At 63.8% G+C, this 21,478-nt stretch carries 19 protein-coding genes and 1 pseudogene; 4 read left to right on the plus strand and 16 right to left on the minus strand.

Features of this window, described 5'->3' with window-relative positions:
- Window positions 1-10: 10 nt before the first annotated feature.
- Together ABIB78_RS15825 and ABIB78_RS15830 are read right to left on the minus strand one after the other, a co-directional pair.
- Window positions 11-2,410, minus strand: a complete 2,400-nt coding sequence (locus tag ABIB78_RS15825; RefSeq protein ID WP_429026004.1) for a TonB-dependent receptor family protein — start codon at window positions 2,408-2,410, stop codon at window positions 11-13.
- An 84-nt stretch (window positions 2,411-2,494) separates the two neighbouring features.
- Window positions 2,495-2,866: a DUF2946 domain-containing protein gene (locus tag ABIB78_RS15830; RefSeq protein ID WP_429026007.1), complete on the minus strand. Its 372-nt coding sequence runs from the start codon at window positions 2,864-2,866 to the stop codon at window positions 2,495-2,497.
- A 479-nt stretch (window positions 2,867-3,345) separates the two neighbouring features.
- Here ABIB78_RS15830 and ABIB78_RS15835 point away from each other — a divergent pair.
- From ABIB78_RS15835 to ABIB78_RS15850, 4 genes and pseudogenes are all read left to right on the plus strand, one after another.
- Window positions 3,346-3,575, plus strand: a pseudogene (locus ABIB78_RS15835) (globin); the annotation flags it as partial.
- A gap of 371 nt (window positions 3,576-3,946) precedes the next feature.
- The gene (locus tag ABIB78_RS15840; RefSeq protein WP_429026008.1) at window positions 3,947-4,981 is read left to right on the plus strand and encodes a sugar ABC transporter substrate-binding protein; all 1,035 of its coding nucleotides are present in this window, start codon (window positions 3,947-3,949) and stop codon (window positions 4,979-4,981) included.
- Between the two features lie 9 nt (window positions 4,982-4,990).
- Window positions 4,991-6,493 (plus strand): sugar ABC transporter ATP-binding protein, encoded by a 1,503-nt coding sequence (locus tag ABIB78_RS15845; RefSeq protein ID WP_429026010.1) that lies wholly within the window; start codon window positions 4,991-4,993, stop codon window positions 6,491-6,493.
- 12 nt (window positions 6,494-6,505) lie between these two features.
- Complete coding sequence (locus tag ABIB78_RS15850) at window positions 6,506-7,540, plus strand: ABC transporter permease (RefSeq protein ID WP_429026012.1); 1,035 nt, start codon at window positions 6,506-6,508, stop codon at window positions 7,538-7,540.
- A gap of 921 nt (window positions 7,541-8,461) precedes the next feature.
- Here the strand turns inward: ABIB78_RS15850 and ABIB78_RS15855 are convergent.
- From ABIB78_RS15855 to nuoH, 14 genes are all read right to left on the minus strand, one after another.
- Window positions 8,462-8,689, minus strand: a complete 228-nt coding sequence (locus tag ABIB78_RS15855) for a hypothetical protein (RefSeq protein WP_429026015.1) — start codon at window positions 8,687-8,689, stop codon at window positions 8,462-8,464.
- 174 nt (window positions 8,690-8,863) lie between these two features.
- The gene (locus ABIB78_RS15860; RefSeq protein WP_429026017.1) at window positions 8,864-9,040 is read right to left on the minus strand and encodes a hypothetical protein; all 177 of its coding nucleotides are present in this window, start codon (window positions 9,038-9,040) and stop codon (window positions 8,864-8,866) included.
- Between the two features lie 134 nt (window positions 9,041-9,174).
- The gene (gene mtnK, locus ABIB78_RS15865) at window positions 9,175-10,479 is read right to left on the minus strand and encodes an S-methyl-5-thioribose kinase (RefSeq protein WP_429026019.1); all 1,305 of its coding nucleotides are present in this window, start codon (window positions 10,477-10,479) and stop codon (window positions 9,175-9,177) included.
- A gap of 76 nt (window positions 10,480-10,555) precedes the next feature.
- A complete protein-coding gene (locus ABIB78_RS15870) occupies window positions 10,556-10,855 on the minus strand; it encodes a DUF1467 family protein (protein ID WP_429026020.1) in 300 nt (99 codons plus the stop codon).
- Window positions 10,856-10,861: 6 nt separating this feature from the next.
- Window positions 10,862-11,266, minus strand: coding sequence for a methylmalonyl-CoA epimerase (mce, locus tag ABIB78_RS15875; protein ID WP_429026021.1), 405 nt, complete (start codon window positions 11,264-11,266; stop codon window positions 10,862-10,864).
- 42 nt (window positions 11,267-11,308) lie between these two features.
- On the minus strand, window positions 11,309-12,979 hold the full coding sequence (locus ABIB78_RS15880) for a ribonuclease J (protein WP_429026024.1): 1,671 nt from the start codon (window positions 12,977-12,979) through the stop codon (window positions 11,309-11,311).
- Complete coding sequence (locus tag ABIB78_RS15885) at window positions 12,979-13,785, minus strand: biotin--[acetyl-CoA-carboxylase] ligase (RefSeq protein WP_429026027.1); 807 nt, start codon at window positions 13,783-13,785, stop codon at window positions 12,979-12,981. The genes ABIB78_RS15880 and ABIB78_RS15885 overlap by 1 nt, the downstream gene beginning before the upstream one ends.
- Window positions 13,786-13,846: 61 nt before the next feature.
- Window positions 13,847-15,283 carry an NADH-quinone oxidoreductase subunit NuoN gene (gene nuoN, locus ABIB78_RS15890; protein WP_429026029.1) on the minus strand — a complete coding sequence of 479 codons (1,437 nt, stop codon included), beginning with the start codon at window positions 15,281-15,283 and terminating at the stop codon, window positions 13,847-13,849.
- Window positions 15,284-15,293: 10 nt separating this feature from the next.
- Window positions 15,294-16,808: an NADH-quinone oxidoreductase subunit M gene (locus ABIB78_RS15895; protein WP_429026030.1), complete on the minus strand. Its 1,515-nt coding sequence runs from the start codon at window positions 16,806-16,808 to the stop codon at window positions 15,294-15,296.
- Window positions 16,809-18,881, minus strand: coding sequence for an NADH-quinone oxidoreductase subunit L (gene nuoL, locus ABIB78_RS15900; protein ID WP_429026032.1), 2,073 nt, complete (start codon window positions 18,879-18,881; stop codon window positions 16,809-16,811).
- A 65-nt stretch (window positions 18,882-18,946) separates the two neighbouring features.
- A complete protein-coding gene (nuoK, locus tag ABIB78_RS15905; RefSeq protein ID WP_016841823.1) occupies window positions 18,947-19,255 on the minus strand; it encodes an NADH-quinone oxidoreductase subunit NuoK in 309 nt (102 codons plus the stop codon).
- Entirely contained in the window at window positions 19,252-19,890 is a 639-nt protein-coding gene (locus ABIB78_RS15910) for an NADH-quinone oxidoreductase subunit J (protein WP_429026034.1), read from the minus strand. The genes nuoK and ABIB78_RS15910 overlap by 4 nt, the downstream gene beginning before the upstream one ends.
- Window positions 19,891-19,899: 9 nt before the next feature.
- Entirely contained in the window at window positions 19,900-20,394 is a 495-nt protein-coding gene (gene nuoI / locus ABIB78_RS15915) for an NADH-quinone oxidoreductase subunit NuoI (RefSeq protein ID WP_215606483.1), read from the minus strand.
- 7 nt (window positions 20,395-20,401) lie between these two features.
- Entirely contained in the window at window positions 20,402-21,472 is a 1,071-nt protein-coding gene (gene nuoH, locus ABIB78_RS15920) for an NADH-quinone oxidoreductase subunit NuoH (RefSeq protein WP_429026037.1), read from the minus strand.
- Window positions 21,473-21,478: the final 6 nt, after the last annotated feature.

Here is a 21,478-nt window from a genome sequence, read left to right on the forward strand (position 1 = left end):
GATGCGCTCCTCACTTGAACGCAATCTTCATGCCCGCCACGAAAGCACGTGGCGATCCGGCATAGATCGAGTTGGTCGTGTTCGCCAGTACGCTCGCGGGATTTTGAATGCCCGCCGCGGTCACCGAATTTGCAATGTTGTTCGCCGACGCCACGTAGGTCCGATCGAAGACGTTCCTGACCTCGACGTACAGATTCAGCGACTTGAATGAATCGGAGACGAGATCGGTCTTGTAGTGCAGGTTGAGGTTGACGAGTTCGTAGCCGGGCGCCCTCAAGAGGTTGGCGTTGTCCATAAAGAAGCTGTCCTTCCACTGGACTTCGACGAACCCGCCGAGTCCCTGGAACGGACCCGACAACTGGTCGTAGCCCAGCCGCGTCGTGAGCTCGTTCGGCGAAATGCCGGGGATCTTGTTGCCGGCGCGATTGAAGCTGAACACCGTGCCGTTCGTTATGTTCTCGACGTATTCCGTGTAGACCTCGTCGAGATAGGTATAGGCGGCCGAGAACCGCCAGCCCGGCAGGAATTTCCAGTCGGCGGCCAATTCAACACCACGATGCTCCGACCGCGGCGCATTGAACGTGTAGGAGATGCCCGCGAGCGGCGTTGCCTGGGAGACCAGTTCGTCCCGGAAAAACTCATAGAACCCGGTGACGCTCACCTTGACCGCATTGTTCGGCGTCCAGTCGGTTCCGACGTCGTAACCGAGGTTCTTTTGCGTCCGCAGCTGGGTGTTGTTGCCAGAGGTGCCGTCCGGCAGGACGAACAGGTTGCTGACCTGCGGTGTGCCATATCCCGTTGCCACGCGCCCGCGGAATTGCCACTCGCCGTTCAACCGGTAGAGCAACGCAAGCTCGGGTGCGGTGTTCTGGAATTGCCGATCCGCAGTCGTGATCGCCGTGGTCGTAGCGCCGGCCGCACCGGTGTAGCTATAAGCAGTGTTTCGACCTGTGAGATTGGTGGTCTCCCAGCCGATACCCGCGACAGCCGTCAGCGCGGGGGTGAGCTTGAGTTCCTCGCGTGCACGAAGACCGTAATTCGTCGTCGTGCTGAACAGATTGCTGGACAGGCTTCCAAGCGTCGCATTTCCGCCTGGCATCACATTACGCGTGTCGCTCGAGGCCGTAAGCGTGTTGTAGAAGCCGCCGAAATAGGCCGTCGAATCCATCCCGAAGAGTTCGCCGCGTCTGACGACGTCGCTCATGTAGTTGTAGGACGGGAAGTCGCCGATCGCGCTGGTTGATCCCGTCGGCTGGCTGATATTGCGGTCGTCGAAGACAAACTGGTTTCGCCAGGTGGTCTGGTTGTCGAAATCGTGCTCCCAGCGGCCGCCGACGATGGTACGGCGGTCGTCGCGCCCGAGGCCCGCCTGGACGGCGGTTTCCTTGTCGGTCCCTGCCGCCGCATTGAATCCGTTGTTGAACAAATTCACGGTCCCGCATCCCGGCGCGGCGGTCGCGCCGGTCGTGCAGCCCTGCTGGAACGGGTTCTGGTAGAATTGATTGAGCGACGAGCGGATCGGCAGTCGGGCGGTGAGGTCGTTGTTGATGAGCTTCACCGTGAAACGGTCGTCCGGCGTGACCTGCAGGGTGCCGAGGAAATTGACGGTCTGGGTATTAAACCAGCTGTTGCCGATATAGCCGTCGCCGCGTGCGTCGCTCGCGAACAGCGAGCCCTCGAAATTGCCGACCTTCTTGCCCGCGGTGAGATAGTTGTTGAGGTAGCCGAAGCTGCCGCCATCGACGCCATACTCGACACCGTCAATCGTGCCGCCCGGCCGGGTCCGGAAATTCAACGCACCGCCGGTCGCGTAATTGCCGTAGAGCGCCGATGAGGGCCCACGGACCACATCGATCGCGCCATAGGCGTGCGGATCGATCAGATCGCTACGCGACAGACCGTCGGGCTGGGTGACCGGGAAACCGTCATCGAAGATGACGAGGTTGCGAATGCCGAAGCCGTTCCGCGCATTCGATCCCCGAATCGAAATGCCGAAATCACGTGGCCCGTTGCCCTGCTTGATCGAGATACCGGGACTGTCCCGCAACACGTCCGCGACGGAGAACGACGGTCGGTTGTCGAACTGGCTGCGGTCGATGGTCGTCTGCGTTTGGCCGGCGGGCGCCCGGTTCAAACCGTCGCGGGTCGCTCCAGGCGTCTCCCCCGTCCTCTCGCTGCGTGCTGGGGCCGCGGCCGCGGTCGGCGCTGCCGCCAGCTTCGGTGGCCGCCGGGCGGATACCGCTCGAGCGCGCGGCTTGGGCGCTGCCGGCTTGGCTCGCGTTGCCGTCTTGGGCGCCTCGACCGTGACGGAAGGCAGCACCGTCTGGGCCTTCGCCCAGCAGGTGATGGTGGAAAAGGCCGCGCCCAGCATGAGCGCACTGACCCCGCCCCGCGGTTGAAACCGAAACATGGATGAATCCTGACACCGGCCCTTCGGCCGGCTTGCTCAAGGGCACTCACCGGCGCGGGACGCGCACCGGCAGCGAGAACGTCGTCAGGAAAACAGCGGTGGCGCGCGGGCTTGTGCAGAGAGGCCGGCCCGCGAACGACCGAGCTCGGAGGCGAAATCGTGCCAGGCGATCCGGCTCGGCTGGCGTTCGACGGCTTGAGCCGCGATCTGCGGACTATCAACCGGCGCACCGGTCTGCAGCACGCTGCACGCGGAGCAACAGCCGTCATGGGCATCATGACCGGTCTGGTCGCCCTGGCTGGCTCCGGCGCCGGCATTGCCGTGGCAGATGGCGGCGGCCGCAAGCGGATCGGACGCGACAAGGCTCGCCGCCCAGCAGGCCCCGATCGGTGCAAAAATCTGCACCAGCAGGGCAACCAGGACTATGGGCAGAAAATTCTTCAGCCGCCGGCGCATCGCAAAACCCATCCGACACGGAACTAACCACCATAGCCGTCGGAAGTCGAGATCGCGGACACACCCGGCTTCTTCCGGCCGACGGAAATGACCGAGCGCGACACCTGCGTCACGGCCGCTTCGCGGCCCGTCGTATCCCCTTACCCCGTCACGTGTTTTCCGTCCGTTTCCGCAACCGGCAGTGGCACCATCCCAATCATTTCGCAAATTGCTCGAAATTTGAACAATCGTTGCCGAAAATGGTGACAAGCCTGGAAAGATGGTCTACCAATTCGGCCTCAGGCCAGCCGCGAGGTTAGTCCTGGTGGTCCAAGTCTCGGGAGGAGCCCGACGCGCACAAGCAGCGTCACCCCATCAATCAAGATCAAATCGAATTTTTGGGGCAAATAGGGTCGACACAATTTTTAGAGCAGGGCTTGGAGCCCTGCTCTTTTTTTATGTGATGATCGCAATCCGCTATGACGTCATCGTCCAATCCAATCGAACGCAGCTTTGAACTCGCAGCCGAGGCTCGCGATGATCTGACACCGCTCGTCTATCGTCGCTTGGTTCGCGAACATCCCGAGGCACAGGCGATGTTTCGCAACGAGGGCGCGAGCCGGTGAAAGGCTCGATGCTGCAGCTGGCGATCGAAGCCATCCTCGATTCGCGGGCGAACGCCGCGGACATTTTCGCCTGATCGAATCGGAGGTCTTCTCGCACGACGCGCGCGCGATCAGCAAAAGTGGGGACCGGTTTTTGCGCCCGATCGCGCGCTAATCTTATGAATCGGCGCATGATCTGATCGCCGAACCGCACACACTTCGGCGGATCATGCGCTGGAACGCCGCGCGAACTGTTCGTCGCATTCTTCGCCGTGATCGCGGACTGCTTGCGCGACATTCTCGGCGAGAAATGGTCTGCGGACATCGATGTTGCGTGGCACAACCTCCTCCGCGACATCGAAGCCATCGTGCTGCAGCAGAAACATCTCGTGGACGACAGGGCGTAGCGTCTCCGTTCCGATTGTGACACACTCCCTTTATCCGCGGCGCGTGCAACTGACGCCGACGGAGAGAAAAAACGAAGAGGGAGCAAACAATGCCAGGAATCGACAAGGGGATGGACAAGGCGTCGACGACGCGGCGCGATCTTCTGCAAATGGCGGCAGCAGGCGGTGCTGCAGCCGGCCTGTTCGGCGGAATGGGCGTGACGTCCGCGCTCGCGGCCGAAATGGGGCGTTCGGAAAAGCCGCTGAAGGCCGCATTCTCCAACGCCGGACTGCAGGCGACGTGGTGCGCGCAAGGCAAACAGGCCGCCGAGTTTTGGGGCAAGCTGTTCAACGTCGAGGTCACCTGGTTCGACGGCCAGCTCGACGCAGTCAAGCAGCGTGCCGCGATCGACAACATGGCCTCGCAGAAATGGGATTTCGTCGCCATCCAGGCGTTCGGCATCGGCACGCTGACCCAGCCGGTGCAGAAGATGATCGACGCCGGCACCCCCGTGATCGACATGGATACGCTGATTGCTCCGCTCGATCAGATCAACGTCCATTCGTTCCTCGCCCCCGACAACGAGTTCATGGGCGCCTCGGTGACGCAGGCGCTGTGCAACGCGATCGGCGGCAAGGGCAAGGTCATCATGACCCAGGGCGCGCTCGGCCACACCGGCGCGCAGGGCCGCGCCAAGGGCTTCAACTCGGTCATCAAGCAGTTCCCCAACATCGAGGTGCTGGATACCCAGCCCGCCGACTGGGACGTCTCCAAGACCGCCCGGCTCTGGGAAACCTATCTGACGAAATATTCGCAGATCGACGCCGCGTTCTTCCACAATGACGACATGGCGCTCGCGGCCTACAACATCATGAAGGCGCGCAACCGCACCAACATCCTGATCGGCGGCGTCGACGCCATGCCGCCGGCGATCCAGGCGGTCAGCGAAGGCCGCATGTTCGCAACCGTCCGCAATCCGTCCTGCCGCATCCATGGCGGCGCGATCGTTGCGGGTGTCGCCGCCGTGGTCGGCGGCGAGAAGAGCGGCCAGGGCATTCCGAAAAACGTCGTGACCGATGGTCCTGTCGTGACCAAGGCCAACGCCGCCGGCATGCAATGGATGGAGGATCACTTCCTGATCTGAGCGGCCCTCATGTCGCAGGGACGCTCCCCGATCCTCGAGTTGAACCAGATCACGAAGGCCTTCGGCGGTGTCGAAGCCCTTCGTGGGGTCGACTTCGCGCTGCGCGCCGGCGAGATCCATGGTCTCGTCGGCGAGAACGGCGCTGGCAAAAGCACACTGATGAAGATCATCGCCGGCGTGCATCCGGAGTTCTCCGGCCGCTTCACGCTGGACGGCAAGGAAACCCGCTTCCGCTCCACCCGCGACGCGCATGCCGCGGGCATCGGCATGGTGCATCAGGAGCTCAGCGTCGCGCCTGACCTCACCGTCGCCGAGAATGTGTTCCTCGGCAACCAGCCGACCAACCGCCTCGGCGTCGTGCAATGGCGGCGGATGGCACGCGAGGCCGGCGAGCAGCTGTCCCGGTTTGGCATCGACGTCGATCCGATGACGCGGCTCGGCGACCTGCCGATCGGGTTGCAGCAGCTGATCGAGATCGCCCGCGTGCTGTTCTCCGGCGCGCGCATCATCATCCTGGACGAGCCGACCTCCGCCCTCTCCCCGCCCGAGGTCGAGCGTCTCTTTGCGACGCTGCACAGGCTCCGTGACGAAGGCACCAGCATCGTCTTCATCTCGCATTTCATCGAGGACATCCTGCGGGTCTCCGACGTGGTGACCGTGTTCCGCAACGGACGGAAGATCGCCGAGACCGCGTCCGCAGACACCACCAAGGGGGCGCTGATCGAGGCCATGATCGGCCGCGGCGGCGAAGCGCTGGAGCACAGCTACACCGACGACCTCATGCTCCCGCAGTCGGGCGCCGGCTCGGTGGTGCTGAAGGTCGATCAGCTCTCGCTCCGCCGCAGCCTGCAGGACGTCTCGTTCGAGGCCCGCTCCGGCGAGGTGCTCGGTATCTACGGCTTCATGGGCTGCGGACAATTGGAGCTGTCGCGCATCCTGTTCGGCAAGCTCCGGCCGGACGGCGGAACGCTTGTTGTCGATGGCGCAGCGAAGATCTTCCGCAGCACCGCGGCGGCGCGGCGGGCCGGCGTCGCGCTGGTGCCGGAGAGCCGCCGTGCCATGCTGTTCCATCAGGAGCCGGTCTACAAGAACATCTCGATCAGCATCCTCGATCGGATCTCGGCGCTGCTGCTCAAGCCGGTGCGCGAGCGTGCAATCGCCCAGCGCCAGGTCGAGCAGTTGCAGATCAGGCCGCCGGTGGTCGGCCTCGATCTCGGCATGCTTTCCGGCGGCAACCAGCAGAAGGTCGCGTTGGCGAAATGGCTCGCTTACCCGCCGCGCCTCTTGGTGCTGTGCGAGCCGACCCGCGGCATGGACGTCGGCGCCAAGAACGACGTGATCAATATCGTGCGCGATCTCCGCGCCAGGGGACTGGCGATCATCGTGCTGTCGAGCGAGCCGGAGACGGTGCTGTCGCTGGCCGACCGGATCCTGGTGCTCAAGCGCGGCGCGGTGGTGCGTGAATTCGCAGGCGAAGCGGTCAGCAAGGATCGGCTGCTGGAGGCCGCGTGATGGAGAGGCATGATGGCGAGCAGTGACAGCGCGACGAGGCCTGCGGATCACAAGCGGCCGCGCGGGCTGGCGCCGTTCCTGCGCTCGCAGATGCGCAACATCGCACCGTTCCTGACGCTGATCTTCCTCAGCGGCTTCTTCGCGATCGCAAGTCCGTCGTTTGCGACCATCGACAATCTCGGCAACATCCTCACGCAGGTGTCGGTCACCGGCATCATCGCGGTCGGCCTCACCTTCGTGATCCTGTGCGCCGAGATCGATCTGTCGATCGCCAGCATCGCCAACGTCACCGGCATTGCGGTGGCGTACTTCACGCTGCAGGAATCCTACGTCAACATCGCCAACGTCCCGATGCCGGGTCTGGTCGCGATCCTGCTGGCGCTGGCGCTGTGCGCGCTGCTCGGCCTCGTCAACGCGCTGGGGCTGACCATGATCGGCATCCCCTCCTTCATCATGACGCTGGCCATGATGCAGATCGCGGCCGGCGTCTCGGCGCTGCTGGTACGCGGGCAGATCGCCTACAAGGTGCCGCCGCTGATTACGACGCTCGGCTCGGGCTCGATCGGCGGCATCCCCTGGATCGTGATCGTCGCCGCGGTGATGCTGCTCGGCGGGCATCTGGTGCTGACCTACACGCGGTTCGGCCGCTACGTCTACATGGTCGGCGGCAACCGCGAGGCCGCGGAATTTGCCGGCCTCAACGTCAAGCTCATCCTCGGCAGCGTGATGGTGATCTCGGCGGTCTGCTCGGGGATCGGCGGCATGCTCGGCGTCGCGCATTTCGGCAGCGCGCAGCAGAACGAGTTCGACACTTACCTGCTGGATTCGATAGCAGCCGTGGTGGTCGGCGGCACCAGCCTGTTCGGCGGCCGCGGCGGCATCGGCAACACCATCGTCGGCCTGTTCGTGCTCGGCGTGCTCAACAACGGCCTCGACCACGTCAATATCGACAGCTTCCTGAAGATCCTGATCCGCGGCCTGATCCTGCTCGCGGCGCTGATCATCAATGTGTATGCGCAGCGGCTGCGGGAGCAGGCGGCGGAGTGAGTTCTGATTCAACTGTCAGACAGCTTGTTCGGTGTCATCACCCGCGCATGCGGTGATCCAGTATTCCAGAGACAGCAGTGCTTGAGCCGAGAGGCCGCGGCGTACTGAATCGCCCGCCGGAGCCTGTCATCGGGCGCGCATTCGCGCGACCCGGTGGTGAGCGACGACAGGTATGGGTGGGGCTCAGCTCCGCGTTCTCGCGACATGAATCGTCCGAGTCTTGCTCTTCGTTCCGCCCTCTGAAAGCAGAGGGCGCAGGGAAAGCCGGGCGCCGATCGCACCCATGGGCCCCGTGCAATTGTAGAAAGCACGGGGGTAGGACCACAGGTGTAACCGGAGCAACCCGGCTTTCCCTGCGCGATGGGCTACGGCTTACTTCGTGCTCTCCCCGGCGAGACTTGGCTTGTTTGTCACCGTCTCGCGAAGATGCTTCGCATCTCGCGGGAGACACCTGCCACTAGGGCGTCGGGACCACACGACTTCACCGTCCGCTTCATGCGCACTCGTCAGTTGCGCAATCGGCGTCCACCGCATCTCACGCCGCGTTCGTGACGACCGCGAAGCGCCCCTCGATCGGGTGAGACGGGAAGACCATACACTGAGTTGAACTTCTGATAAAGCGAAATATTTTTGCGAAGGGAGCTTGCGCCGTCGGGCAAATCAGTGGCATGGGCGCCTTCGGCCAACTAGAGCATGATCCGGAAAAGTGCGAAGCGGTTTTCCGAAAAGATCATGCTTTGACAACAAGCTAGAGCGCGATGACGATTCAACCTAATCTCATCGCGCTCTAGGCCGTGTACTTTCCGGGCAGAGCGGACATGGTCCGCCCGTCCATTACAGGCGGCGTCGGGCCAAGAAGAGACATGGCTCTAGCAGATGGCGGGGCTAGATAACGGGCAACGCCAGAGACATTCGTCCAACTCAGATGGCAGCTCCGGCCAGCAAGAAAGCGCCGCCAAGCGCGACCATCACAAGTCCAGGCCAATTCGATTTGATGCCGAAGCCGCTACCCGGTCTTTCAGGTTCCAGCGTGTCACGCCCGGAGCGAAGCCACCTTCCACCGCTGAATCGGCCTCGCCAGATTGGCTGATACGCCATCTGGAGCACGCCGCCAAAAACAAGGAGCATACCAAGCCATATGAGGGTCATGCTCTCCTCCCGCACCAGTGAACGCCAACGGGTTGCTCCGCCGGGAACGGTGGTCCGGACGCTGTTCTCGGAATTAGAACGACCTTGAAAGCCGCCGGACGCGCCAGCGCCGCACGTAGGCTGGGGATCACGCCATCCGAGGCTCTCAGGCTACGTCGACCATAAGCATCCTGCTCAGTCTTCGTCCGGCTCGCGCACGACCGGCGGTTCGTCGGTTCGGTTCTCTTCGTCGCCTCGCTCTTCGTCCTCTTCGTCGTCATCAGGATCTCGGGGTGGCATCGTGTTGCCCATAATCGCGAAAACACGCCGGTCGATCCTGGTGGGAACTAGCTCGGGGATTTGTAGGGTCATGTTGTTGCTCCTCGGGTGTGACCCTGGGGCACTTTACCCCATTTTCGGAGGGCAGACACGGAATTGGCGGGATGAAAGCTGAAGGCCCCATTCCGAGCCCCGAGCCCGCATCTTAACCTCCCCTAAGCCCCCAACTATCTCGCAAATTCCGGCTGCCAGTGGCGCAGTTCGCGCGCGGCGTAGGTCACCGCCCCGATCGTCGTGTAGGACGCGGCCTCCAGCATCATGTTGCGCGCGAGCTTGAGGCTGCGTGCCTCACAAATCGCGCGCTGCTTGGCGTCCGCGATCCACTCGAAATCGATGTTGTGCGCGAGGCCCAGGATGCGCCGGATGGTCTTGGCCGCCGCAAAACCCACCGTGTCCCGAAACAGCCGTGCCATATAGGCCTGCCGTTCCGCCTCCAGCCGCGCCGCACCCGCCTCGCCCGTGAACAGCGATGCCGGATAACCATCGCCCCTCGCCTCGCTGCGCCACAGCGCGAGAAACTTGCGCGAGAACTCGGTCCAGACGCCCTCGATGGTTTCCAGCAACCAGCCCTCGAACGACGCGCGCTCGCCCGGCGTACGCTCGTGGCCGGCGGAGGCCAGATAGGCCATCAGGAGGTTGCCGATGACCGCGCCGATATCGAAGCCCATCGGGCCGTAGAAGGCGAATTCGGGGTCGATCACCTTGGTCTCGCGTTCGGTGACCATGATCGATCCGGTGTGCAGATCGCCGTGCAGCAGCGCCTCCGGGCACGCCATGAATTTCAGCTTGAGCCTGGAGATCGCGACATGGAGATCGAGGTCCTCGCGGAAGGCCGCCGCGGTGGCATCGAGAAACGGCGCGGTCCAGCGGTTCTGCTCGGCGATGCGGTAGGGATCGGTGAAGATCAGATCCTCGGTAATCTTGCAGAGCGCATGGTTGCCGGCGAAATCGGCGATCCCCTGCTTCTTCTCCGCGGCCGACAGCGCCAGATCGGACGTGAAGAACAACGTCTGTGCCAGGAAGGTCGAGATATCCTCGACAAAGCGCGGATAACGCGTGGCGCCGATCTGCCCCTTGCGCATGATGATGTGCGGCTCGAGCAACTCCATCGCGGTGAGCGCGAGCGGCTCGTCATGGTGCAGCACCGCCGGCACGAGCTTCGCGGCCAGCCGCGCCTGATGCACCAGCGCCAGATGCTCGTAATGTGCCCGCGACAGCGGCAGCGGCCAGCTCTCGCCGACCAGCCGAACATAGGGCAGCGCTTGCTTGACGGCGATGCCGCCGCTGCTGCCCTTGACGATGAAGACCAGGTTGAGATTGCCGTCGCCGACCTCGCTGATCGACCAGTCGGCCGGCATGCCGCCGAGTTGCGTGACGATGGCGGGAAGGCTCGTGAGATAGTCGCGCAGACCGGCTTCCCGCAGGATTCGATAAGCGCTCTGCCCAGAGGCTGGTTGTGCCTGCAGGTTCATTGTCGTCTCCTCCGTCTAGTCCCGAGGTGAGGTTGGTCCTCACTCCCGCCGTGGGCCGATTCCGGCCTCCTTTACGTCAATTGTGAAACTCCGGCATCCCCATCAGTTTCGACAGCCGCTCGACCGAGAGATAGCCGGCGTAGTAGGCCCACATCCCGATCGCGAAGATCACGGCGGACAGCAGCGTGGTCCACAGCAGCTTGCGGCCCATCCGCGCCAGGATCGGCGCACCGGGATCGGTGCCGGGCGCACCGACGCCGTCCTCATGCTGGCTGCGTATGCCGAACGGCAGCGTCAGGAACAGCACGAGCCACCAAAGCACGAAGTAGATCGCAAGCCCGGTGGAGATCTGGTACGCCGAGATCTGAAAGGTCATGTGGCCTCAGGCCTGTTCGATCTCGACCAAGGCGCCGGAAAAGTCCTTGGGGTGGAAGAACAGCACCGGCTTGCCATGCGCGCCGATCTTCGGCTGGCCATCGCCCAGCACCCGCGCGCCCTCGGCGATCATGCGGTCGCGGGCCGCGATGATGTCCGGCACGTCGTAGCAGACATGGTGGATGCCGCCGTCGGCATTGCGCTCCACGAATTTCGCGATCGGCGAGGCCTCGCTGAGCGGCTCGATGAACTCGATCTTGGTGTTCGGCAGCGTCACGAACACGGTGATGACGCCGTGGTCCGGCAGCGGCACGGCGTCGGAAATCTCGGCATTGAAGGCGGTGCCGTAGATCTTCGCGGCTTGCTTGGCGTCCTTGACCGCGATGGCGACGTGATTGAGCCGGCCCAGCATATCTCTCTCCCTTTGTCGTTGCGCACGCCTCGAAGGCGCGCGTCAAACCGTCAGAACGTGCACGACGCAGATCGGCTTCTTGCCCCATTGCTCGTTCAGCGCCGCCCGCACAGCGCGGCGCACCGATTCCGCCAGCGCGTCCGGATCGCGCCGCCGCGGCCGCGGCAGGCCCTCGATCGTCGATACCACCACATCGAACACGATGTCGTCGAGCAATTCGCCCGCTGCATTGTTCTCGGGCATGCCCACGAGATCAACCTCGGGCTCGTCGACCATTTCACCCTGCCCGGTCATGGCGATGGCGACGAAGGCGCAGCCGGCAAAGCCCATCCGCCGCCGCTCCACCACAGCGCGCGACTTGGAGTCCTCCAGGATGGTTCCGTCCTTGTAGAGCCGGCCCGCCGGCACTTCGCCGATGATGCCGGGCTCGCCGGGCCCGAGCTTGACGAGGTCGCCATTGCGGCAGGTCAGGACCTTGGGGACGCCCGCGGCGCGGGCCAGCTTGGCGTGCTCGGCGAGATGCAGCGCCTCGCCATGGACGGGGATCAGCAGCTGCGGCCGCACCCAGGAGATCATGTCGCGCAGCTCGTCGCGGCGCGGATGCCCGGAGACGTGCACCAGGTGCTCGCGGTCGGTGATGATTTCCACGCCCTGCGTCACCAGCCCGTTGATGATGCCGCCGACCGCCTTCTCGTTGCCGGGAATAGTGCGCGAGGAGAAGATCACGGTGTCGCCCTTGTTCAGGGTCACCTGTGGGTGGTCGTTATTGGCGATCCGCGCCAGCGCGGCGCGGGGTTCGCCCTGGCTGCCGGTGCATAATGCCAGCACCTTGTCGGCCGGGAAATGGCCGTAATAGTCGGTGCTGCGGAACTTGTGCGAGCCGTCGAGATAGCCACATTCGCGCGCGACCTGGACCACCCGCTCCATGGCACGGCCGACCACGACCACCTCGCGATCGGCGGCGTTCGCGGCGTCCGCCACCGCCCTCACGCGGGCGACATTGGAGGCGAAGGTCGTCACCGCGACCCGGCCCTTGGCCGCCTTGACCAGCTTCTTGATGGTGGCGGCGACCTCGGTTTCCGAGGGCGAACGGCCGTCGCGCACCGCGTTGGTGGAGTCGCCGACCAGCGCCAGCACGCCTTCGTCGCCGAGTTCGCGCAGCCGCCGCTCGTCGGTCGGCTGGCCGATGATCGGGGTCGGGTCAATCTTCCAGTCGCCGGTGTGCAGCACGGTGCCGACTTCAGTCTTAATCGCCAGCGCGTGCGATTCCGGAATCGAATGCGCGACCGGGATGAACTCGACATTGAACGGGCCGATATCGACCCGCCCGCCCGACGGGACCACCGTGATCGGGATCTTGGGCGGATTGCGCTCTGCGGCGCATTTGGCCTCGAACAGCGCCGCGCTGAACTGCGTCGCGTAGATCTTGCAGCCGAGCTTTGGCCAGAGGTCGATGATCGCGCCGAAATGGTCCTCATGGGCGTGCGTCAGCACAAGGCCCATCAGGTTGTTGCGCTCCTTCTCGAGGAAGCGGACATCCGGCATGATCAGGTCGATACCCGGCAGATGCTCCTCGTCGCCAAAGGAGACGCCGAGATCGACCGCGAGGAACGACCGCTGGTGGCGGTTGCCGAGTCCATAGACCGACAGGTTCATGCCGATCTCGCCGACGCCGCCGAGCGGTGCAAAGGTGAGTTCGTCCGGACGCGCCATCAGTTGGCCCTCACTGAGGCCGCGGTGCCGAAATAGACCTCGCCGGCCGTCACGGGCAGCCTCTCGCCGCTCGCGGAGCGGACGATCAGGCAGCCGGTGTCGTCGATGGTGTCGAAGGTGCCTTCAAGTGTCGCAGTCCCGGTCTGGACCGCAACCCTCTCGCCGAGCCCGGCCGCGCGCTCAAGCCACAACCTGCGGACCTCCGGAAAGCCGCGACCGTCGTCCCAGATGCCCCGGAACTCGACCCAGGCGTCCGACAACGCGGCAAACAGCTCCTCCGCACCGATCTGGATGCCAAGCGCAGCGAGCGATACCGCCGGCGTCGGCGTTCCCTCGGGCGCGGCGATGACGTTGGTGCCGATGCCGACGACAACCGCCAGCCGGTGACCGACCGACTCGGCCTCCAGCAGGATGCCCGAGAGCTTCTTGCCGTTGGCCAGCACGTCGTTCGGCCATTTCAGGGTGAATTTCGGGCTGTCCGGCCCGAGCCGCAGCGCCGCCTCGATGCTGACTTTCTGCAGCGCGGCTTCGAGCGACAGCCCGGCGGCAAAGCCGAGCGTCGCGGCGACCGCCGGCTGAACCTCCGTTACCTCGAGGATGCTGCTGGCGAGATTGCCGCGCGGCGCGACCCAGACCCGCTGCCGCCGCCCGCGGCCCGCGGTCTGCTCCGGCGTCACGAACCACATTGGCCCGCGCTCGCCCTCGCGGGCGCGCAGCATCGCCTCGGCATTGGTCGAGCCGATCTGATCGAAGGCGGCGAGCTTGTAGCCCGCCGACAGGGCCCGGGGTCCGAGCGCGAATGTCATTTTGAAGCTTTGCCCATGATCATCTCCGAAAACCGGTCTCCTCGTTTCGGGATCATGCGCATCAGAATAGCGATTTCGCCGCCGCCGTGGCCACACTCACCAGCGGGCCCGGATAGGCGAAGTAGAAGATGTTGAAGATGCCTGCGACCGCCAGCACGGTGCGCAGCTCGACGCGGACCGGATCGAGCTTGCCGAGCGGCTGGTCGAAATACATCACCTTGACGATCGACAGATAGTAGAACGCACCCACCACGCTGGTCAGCACACCGATCACCGCGAGCGTGAACAGGTTGGCCTTGATCGCGGCGACGAACACGTACCATTTGCCGAAGAACCCGGCCAACGGCGGCACGCCGGCCAGCGAGAACAGCAGCATCGCGAAGATGAAGGCGAGCAGCGGGTTGGTGCGGGACAGGCCGGCGAAATCGCTGATCTGCTCCAGCGCCTGGCCGTTCCGCTTCATGGCGAGGATGATCGAGAAGGAGCCGAGCGTCATCGCGACATAGATCGCGATGTAGATCAAGACGCCCTGCGCACCCTCAACGGTGCCGGAGGCAAGGCCGACCAGCGCAAAGCCCATGTGGCCGATCGAGGAATAGGCCATCAGCCGCTTGATATTGGTCTGGCCGATCGCGGCGAACGAGCCCAGCGCCATCGAGGCGATCGCCACGAACACCAGGATCTGCTGCCACTGGGTCATGATGCCCGGGAACGCGGTCAGCGTCGCGCGGGTGAACACGGCGAGCGCCGCGACCTTCGGGGCGGAGGCGAAGAACGCGGTCACCGGCGTCGGCGCGCCCTCATAGACGTCGGGCGTCCACATGTGGAACGGCACCGCCGAGACCTTGAAGCAGAGGCCGGCGAGCAGGAACACCTGGCCGAACACGATGCCGATGCTGCCCGTGGTCGCAGCCGCCGCGATGCCGGCGAAGCTGACTGTGCCGGTGAAGCCGTAGATCAGCGAGGCGCCGTAGAGCAGCATCCCCGACGACAGCGCGCCGAGCACGAAATACTTCAGGCCGGCTTCGCTCGACTTGGCATTGTCGCGCTGGCTGGCAGCGACGACATAGAGCGCAAGGCTCATCAGCTCGAGGCCGAGATAGAGCGAGATCAGGTCGCCGGCCGAGATCAGCACCATCATGCCGAGCGTCGACAACAGCACCAGGATCGAGAACTCGAAGTTACGGCTCGACGGCTGAGACAGGTACTCGGTCGACAGGATCAGCGTTGCCGCCGAGGCGATCAAGGCGAGGATCTTCAGGAAGCGGGCGAAATCATCGACGATGAAGCTGCCGCCGAAGGTCACAAGCTTGCCGGCCGGCAGCCAGAGCTCCATCACGCCGGTCAGGACCAGCAGACACACCGCGAGCGCCGTGATGAGCCGCGTCGTCCCCTGCCCGCGAAAAGCTCCGATCATCAACAGCACCATGGCGCCGACCGCGAGCACCAGCTCGGGCAGCACCGGCTGCAACTGATAACCTGCACTGGAGAAGCTCATGGCGGCGGCCTTACTGAACGGTCAGCGCGGCTGCCTTCACGGCAGTCACGGCGGTGTTGTAATTGTTGACGAGCTGCTGGACCGATGCTGCCGACATGTCGAGCACCGGCTTCGGATAGACACCGAACAGGATGGTCAGTGCAATCAGCGGGAACAGCGTCACGCATTCACGGAAGGTGAGATCCTTGATCGACATCAAGGACGGCTTGACCAGCGCGCCGAACACCACCTTGCGGTAGAGCCAGAGCGCGTAGCAGGCCGACAGGATCACGCCGGTCGTGGCGAAGAACGCCGTCGGCAGCGAGATCTTGAAGGTACCGAGCAGCGTCATGAATTCGCCGACGAAGCCGGAGGTGCCGGGCAGACCGACATTGGCCATGGTGAAGACCATGAAGGTCAGTGCATAGAGCGGCATCCGGTTCACGAGGCCGCCATAGGCCGCAATCTCGCGGGTGTGCATGCGGTCGTAGACGATGCCGACGCAAAGGAACAGCGCGCCGGACACGATGCCGTGCGAGATCATCTGGAACATGCCGCCGGCGACGCCCTGGGTGGTCACCGCGAAGATGCCCATGGTGACGAAGCCCATATGCGCGACCGACGAGTAAGCGATCAGCTTCTTCATGTCCTCCTGCATCATTGCCACCAGCGAGGTGTAGATGATGGCGATGACGGACAGCGTGAACACGAACGGCGCGAAGTCGTGCGAGGCCAGCGGGAACATCGGCAGCGAGAAGCGCAGGAAGCCGTAGCCGCCCATCTTCAGAAGGATCGCGGCCAGGATCACCGAGCCCGCCGTCGGCGCCTCGACGTGCGCGTCAGGCAGCCAGGTGTGCACCGGCCACATCGGCATCTTCACCGCGAACGAGGCGAAGAAGGCGAGCCACGCCCAGGTCTGCATCGAGCGCGGCACCGCGGTGTGCATCAGGGTCGGGATGTCGGTGGTGCCGGCGTTCCAGTACAGCGCCATGATGGCGAGCAGCATCAGGACCGAGCCGAGGAAGGTGTAGAGGAAGAACTTGAACGACGCGTAGACCCGGCGCGGTCCGCCCCAGACGCCGATGATCAGGAACATCGGGATCAGGCCGCCCTCGAAGAACAGGTAGAACAGCACGAGGTCGAGCGCCGAGAAGGTGCCGACCATCAGCGTTTCCAGGATCAGGAACGCCATCATGTATTCGCCGACGCGCTGCGTCACCGACTTCCAGCTCGCGATGATGCAGAGCGGCATGATCGCGGTGGTCAGGATGATCAGCGGCAGCGAGATGCCGTCGATGCCCATGTGATAGGTGATGCCGGTGGCGAGCCAGGACGTCTTCTCGACGAACTGGAAGTCGGTCTGCGCGGGATCGAAACGCGCCACCAGGATCAGCGAGATCGCGAAGGTGATCAGCGTGGTCCACAGCGCGATCCAGCGTGCCGTCCGGCTCGCGGCCTCGTCGCCGCCCCGCGCCAGCAGGTAGACCAGAATCGCGCCGACCGCCGGCAGGAAGGTCGTGACCGAAAGGATGGGCCAGGTTGTCATTTACTGGCCTCCCAAGCCGAACATGAACCAGGTGATCAATCCGGCCGCCCCGATCAGCATCGCGAAAGCGTAGTGATAGAGGTAGCCGGTCTGCAATTTCACGACGTTGCGGGTGATGTCGAGCACCCGGGCCGAAACGCCGTCGGGACCCAAGCCGTCGATGATGAAGCCGTCGCCCTTCTTCCACAGCGTAGTGCCGAGCCACTTCGCCGGCCGCACGAAGATCCAGTCGTACAGCTCGTCGAAGTACCATTTGTTGAGCAGGAACTGGTACAGCATCGGCTGCTGGTTCGCGAGCTCGACCGGCAGATACGGCCTGCGGATGTAGAACAGATAGGAGACGAACAGGCCGAGCGCCATCATCACGGTAGGCAGCGGCGCAAGCCAGCTTGGCATATGCTCCATGTCCTCGAGGATGTGCGGGTTCATCTTGACGGACTCGCGGAAAAATTCCTCGACGCCGTGCGGGCTGGCGAACACTTCCTTGAACGGCAGACCAGCGAGGATCGAGCCTGCGGCGAGCACGCCGATCGGCACCAGCATCCACACCGGGCTCTCATGCGCGTCTTCGTAGTGCTTCTGGTCGTGCGGCTCGCCGAAGAAGGTCTTGAAGATCAGACGCCAGGAGTAGAACGAGGTCAGGCCGGCAGCCAGGATCGTCAGCAGATAGGCGTAGGTCGCGAACGGATTATGCGCCGCATAGGCCGCCTCGATGATCGCGTCCTTGGAGAAGTAGCCGGCGAACAGCGGGAAGCCGGTCAGCGCCAGGGTGCCGATGCACATCACCGCAAAGGTGTACGGAATCTTGCGCCACAGGCCGCCCATGTTGCGGATGTCCTGCTCGTGATGCATCGCGTAGATCACCGAGCCTGAGCCCAAGAACAGCAGCGCCTTGAAGAAGGCGTGCGTGAACAGGTGGAACATGCCGACCGAATAGGCCCCCGCTCCCATCGCCACGAACATGTAGCCGAGCTGGGAACAGGTCGAATAGGCGACGATGCGCTTGATGTCGTTCTGCACCAGGCCGATCGTCGCGGCGAAGAACGCCGTGGTCGCGCCGAAGAACATCACCACCGCCTGCGCATTTGGTGATAGCTCGAACAGCGGCGACAGCCGCGCCACCATGAAGACGCCGGCGGTCACCATGGTCGCGGCGTGGATCAGCGCCGACACCGGGGTCGGGCCTTCCATCGCGTCCGGCAACCAAGTGTGCAGCAGGAACTGGGCCGACTTGCCCATCGCGCCCATGAACAGGAACAGACAGGTCAGCGTCAGCGCGTCGGGGTGCCAGCCGAAGAAGTCGATGGTCTTGCCGGTCAGCCCGGGCGCGGCATGGAAGATGGTCTCGAAATCGGTCGAGCCGACCAGCGCGAAGATCGCGAAGATGCCGAGCGCGAAGCCGAAGTCGCCGACGCGGTTGACCACGAAGGCCTTGATCGCCGCGGCGTTGGCCGACGGCTTCTGGTACCAGAACCCGATCAGCAGGTAGCTCGCGAGACCGACGCCCTCCCAGCCGAAGAACAGCTGCACGAGGTTGTCCGAGGTCACCAGCATCAGCATCGCGAAGGTGAACAGGCTGAGATAGCCGAAGAAGCGCGGCCGGTACGGATCCTCGTCCATGTAGCCGATGGAGTAGAGGTGGACCAGCGCGGACACGGTGTTGACCACGACCAGCATCACGGCCGTCAGCGTGTCGACCCGGAGCGTCCAGGCCACTTGCAGGTCGCCCGAATTGATCCAGGGCAGCAGCACGATGCGCGCGTCATGGTGCATGAAGCCGACATCGACCAGCGTGAACCACGACAGCGCCGCCGACACGAACAGCAGGCCCGTGGTGATCAGCTCGGCCAGCCGCGATCCCGCCGCCGCCGGCCCGGAGACGTGGTGGTCGTCATGGCCATGATCGTCGTGGCCGTGATCATCGTGAGCCGCCGATGCATGGGCGTCGCCATGCACGTCGTCATGATGATCGACGGCGTCGCCGCTCGGGCAGCGCGCATGCGCGCCGACCAGCGAGATGATGCCCGCGAGAATGGCTCCCAGCAGAGGCAGGAATACGATTGCCTGTATCATCGGAATCTCTCACTGCGCATGATCTCGCCGGAAAACCGGCATCCACTTTTCCGGATCATGCGCGCCTAGCCCTTCATCAGATTGACGTCTTCAACCGCGATCGAACCGCGGTTGCGGAAGTACACCACGAGCACGGCAAGGCCGATCGCGGCCTCGGCCGCCGCCACCGTCAGCACCAGCAGCGCAAATACCTGGCCGACGATGTCGCCGAGGAAGGTCGAGAACGCCACCAGATTGATGTTGACCGACAGCAGGATCAGCTCGATCGACATCAGGATGACGATGATGTTCTTGCGGTTGAGGAAGATGCCGAGGATCCCGAGCGTGAACAGGATCGCGGCGACCGCGAGATAGTGCCCGAGTCCGATCGTCATTTCACCCACTCCGCCGCGTCGGCATCCTGCAGGCCCTGCCCCGACGCCACCTTGCGCATCGACATCGCCATCTCGGGCGTGCGCGCGTTCTGCACGTTGATGTTCTGCCGCTTGACGTTCGCCTTGTGGCGCAGCGTCAGGACGATAGCGCCGATCATCGCGACCAGCAGCACCATGCCGGCGAGCTGGAAGTAGTGGATGTACTTCGTATAGAGCACGAGGCCGAGCGCCTCGGTGTTGCTGACATTGGTCGGGATCGCGGCGGTGATCGTCTTGGTGACCTGCGGGTTGATCACCCAGGCGCCGACCACGAGCAGCAGCTCGAACAGGAAAATGCCGCCGATCACGATGCCGATCGGCAGATACTGGATGAAGCCCTCGCGCAGTTCGACGAAGTCGACGTCGAGCATCATGATCACAAACAGGAACAGCACGGCGACCGCGCCGACATAGACGACAATCAGCATCATCCCGAGGAACTCGGCGCCCATCAGGATGAACAGCCCGGCCGCGTTGACGAACGCCAGGATCAGGAACAGCACGGAGTGCACGGGATTGCGCGAGACGATCACCATGACCGCCGAGGCCACGCAGACCGCGGCAAACAGATAGAAGAACAGCGCCGGAAGGATCATGCCCTCACCTCACCGGTACGGCGCGTCGAGTTCGATCGACTTCGCAATCTCGCGCTCCCAGCGGTCACCATTGGCGAGCAGTTTCGCCTTGTCATAATAGAGTTCCTCACGGGTCTCGGTCGCGAATTCGAAATTCGGTCCCTCGACGATGGCGTCCACCGGGCATGCCTCCTGGCACAGGCCGCAATAAATGCACTTCACCATGTCGATGTCGTAACGCACCGTGCGGCGGGTGCCGTCGTTGCGGCGCGGTCCGGCCTCGATCGTGATCGCCTGCGCCGGGCAGATCGCCTCGCACAGCTTGCAGGCGATGCAGCGTTCTTCGCCGTTCGGATAGCGGCGCAGCGCGTGCTCGCCACGGAAGCGCGGCGAGATCGGCCCTTTCTCGAAGGGATAGTTCAGCGTCGGCTTCGGCTGGAAGAAATAGCGCATCGCAAGGAAGAATGCCGAGACGAATTCCGACAGCAGAAGCGAGCGGGCTGTTGCGTTGACATTGACACTCATGACGGCCTCACTTCGGCGCGATGCCGGCGAACTGCAGCACTCCGGCCACGATCACCACCATCGCCAGCGACAGCGGCAGGAACACCTTCCAACCGAGCCGCATCAATTGATCGTAGCGGTAGCGCGGCACGATCGCCTTCGCCATCGCGAACATGAAGAACATGAAGAACACCTTCAGGGCGAACCAGATGATGCCCGGAATCCAGGTGAACGGCGGCAAATTGACCGGCGGCAGCCAGCCGCCCAGGAACATGATCGACGCCAGCGCGCACATCGTGGTGATCGCGACATACTCGCCGAGCATGAACAGCAGATACGGGGTCGAGCCGTATTCGGTCATGAAGCCCGCGACCAGCTCGGACTCGGCTTCCACGAGGTCGAACGGCGGACGGTTGGTTTCCGCCAGCGCCGAGACGTAGAATACCACGAACATCGGGAACAGCGGCCACACATACCAGTTCAGGATGGTGAGCCGCGGCAGGCCAATCAGGTGCGCGAGCCCGCGGGTGTTCTGCGCCTCGACCACGGCCGACAGGTTCAGCGAGCCGACGCAGAGCAGCACGGTGATGATGACGAAGCCGATCGAGACCTCATAGGACACCATCTGCGCCGCGGAGCGCAGCGCCGCCAGGAACGGATATTTCGAATTCGACGACCAACCGGCCATGATGATGCCGTAGATCGACAGCGACGAGATCGCGAAGATGTAGAGAACGCCGACATTGATGTCGGAAATCACCCAGCCGAGATTGAACGGGATCACGGCCCAGGCGGCCAGCGCCAGCACGCACGAGACCAGCGGCGCCAGCAGGAACACGCCCTTGTTGGATCCGGACGGAATGACCGGTTCCTTCAGCACGAATTTCAGGAGGTCGGCGAAGGATTGCAGTAATCCGAACGGGCCGACCACGTTGGGGCCGCGGCGGATCTGCACCGCCGCCCAGATCTTGCGGTCGGCGAGCAGGATGTAGGCGATCGCGATCAGGAGTACGACGAGCAGCAACAGGCTCTCCGCGACCATGATGATCAGCGGCCAGAGGAAGCCGGTCCAGAACGAGCTTGCGAAGAATTCAGCCATCAGGTC

This window comes from Bradyrhizobium sp. I1.14.4 (genome assembly GCF_050435825.1).
Lineage (GTDB): Bacteria > Pseudomonadota > Alphaproteobacteria > Rhizobiales > Xanthobacteraceae > Bradyrhizobium.

Excerpts from the sequence above, each read along its gene's own strand:
- ABIB78_RS15910 (WP_429026034.1), bottom strand. The coding sequence starts at position 19,890 with ATGATCCTTCCGGCGCTGTTCTTCTATCTGTTTGCCGCGGTCTGCGTG.
- nuoL (WP_429026032.1), bottom strand. The coding sequence starts at position 18,881 with ATGATACAGGCAATCGTATTCCTGCCTCTGCTGGGAGCCATTCTCGCG.
- nuoK (WP_016841823.1), bottom strand. The coding sequence starts at position 19,255 with ATGACGATCGGACTCGGGCACTATCTCGCGGTCGCCGCGATCCTGTTC.
- ABIB78_RS15830 (WP_429026007.1), bottom strand. The coding sequence starts at position 2,866 with ATGCGCCGGCGGCTGAAGAATTTTCTGCCCATAGTCCTGGTTGCCCTG.
- ABIB78_RS15840 (WP_429026008.1), top strand. The coding sequence starts at position 3,947 with ATGCCAGGAATCGACAAGGGGATGGACAAGGCGTCGACGACGCGGCGC.
- ABIB78_RS15825 (WP_429026004.1), bottom strand. The coding sequence starts at position 2,410 with ATGTTTCGGTTTCAACCGCGGGGCGGGGTCAGTGCGCTCATGCTGGGC.
- ABIB78_RS15845 (WP_429026010.1), top strand. The coding sequence starts at position 4,991 with ATGTCGCAGGGACGCTCCCCGATCCTCGAGTTGAACCAGATCACGAAG.
- nuoH (WP_429026037.1), bottom strand. The coding sequence starts at position 21,472 with ATGGCTGAATTCTTCGCAAGCTCGTTCTGGACCGGCTTCCTCTGGCCG.
- mce (WP_429026021.1), bottom strand. The coding sequence starts at position 11,266 with ATGCTGGGCCGGCTCAATCACGTCGCCATCGCGGTCAAGGACGCCAAG.
- nuoI (WP_215606483.1), bottom strand. The coding sequence starts at position 20,394 with ATGAGTGTCAATGTCAACGCAACAGCCCGCTCGCTTCTGCTGTCGGAA.
- ABIB78_RS15850 (WP_429026012.1), top strand. The coding sequence starts at position 6,506 with ATGGCGAGCAGTGACAGCGCGACGAGGCCTGCGGATCACAAGCGGCCG.
- ABIB78_RS15885 (WP_429026027.1), bottom strand. The coding sequence starts at position 13,785 with ATGACATTCGCGCTCGGACCCCGGGCCCTGTCGGCGGGCTACAAGCTC.
- ABIB78_RS15870 (WP_429026020.1), bottom strand. The coding sequence starts at position 10,855 with ATGACCTTTCAGATCTCGGCGTACCAGATCTCCACCGGGCTTGCGATC.
- ABIB78_RS15895 (WP_429026030.1), bottom strand. The coding sequence starts at position 16,808 with ATGACAACCTGGCCCATCCTTTCGGTCACGACCTTCCTGCCGGCGGTC.
- ABIB78_RS15855 (WP_429026015.1), bottom strand. The coding sequence starts at position 8,689 with ATGACCCTCATATGGCTTGGTATGCTCCTTGTTTTTGGCGGCGTGCTC.
- ABIB78_RS15860 (WP_429026017.1), bottom strand. The coding sequence starts at position 9,040 with ATGACCCTACAAATCCCCGAGCTAGTTCCCACCAGGATCGACCGGCGT.
- nuoN (WP_429026029.1), bottom strand. The coding sequence starts at position 15,283 with ATGAGCTTCTCCAGTGCAGGTTATCAGTTGCAGCCGGTGCTGCCCGAG.
- ABIB78_RS15880 (WP_429026024.1), bottom strand. The coding sequence starts at position 12,979 with ATGGCGCGTCCGGACGAACTCACCTTTGCACCGCTCGGCGGCGTCGGC.
- mtnK (WP_429026019.1), bottom strand. The coding sequence starts at position 10,479 with ATGAACCTGCAGGCACAACCAGCCTCTGGGCAGAGCGCTTATCGAATC.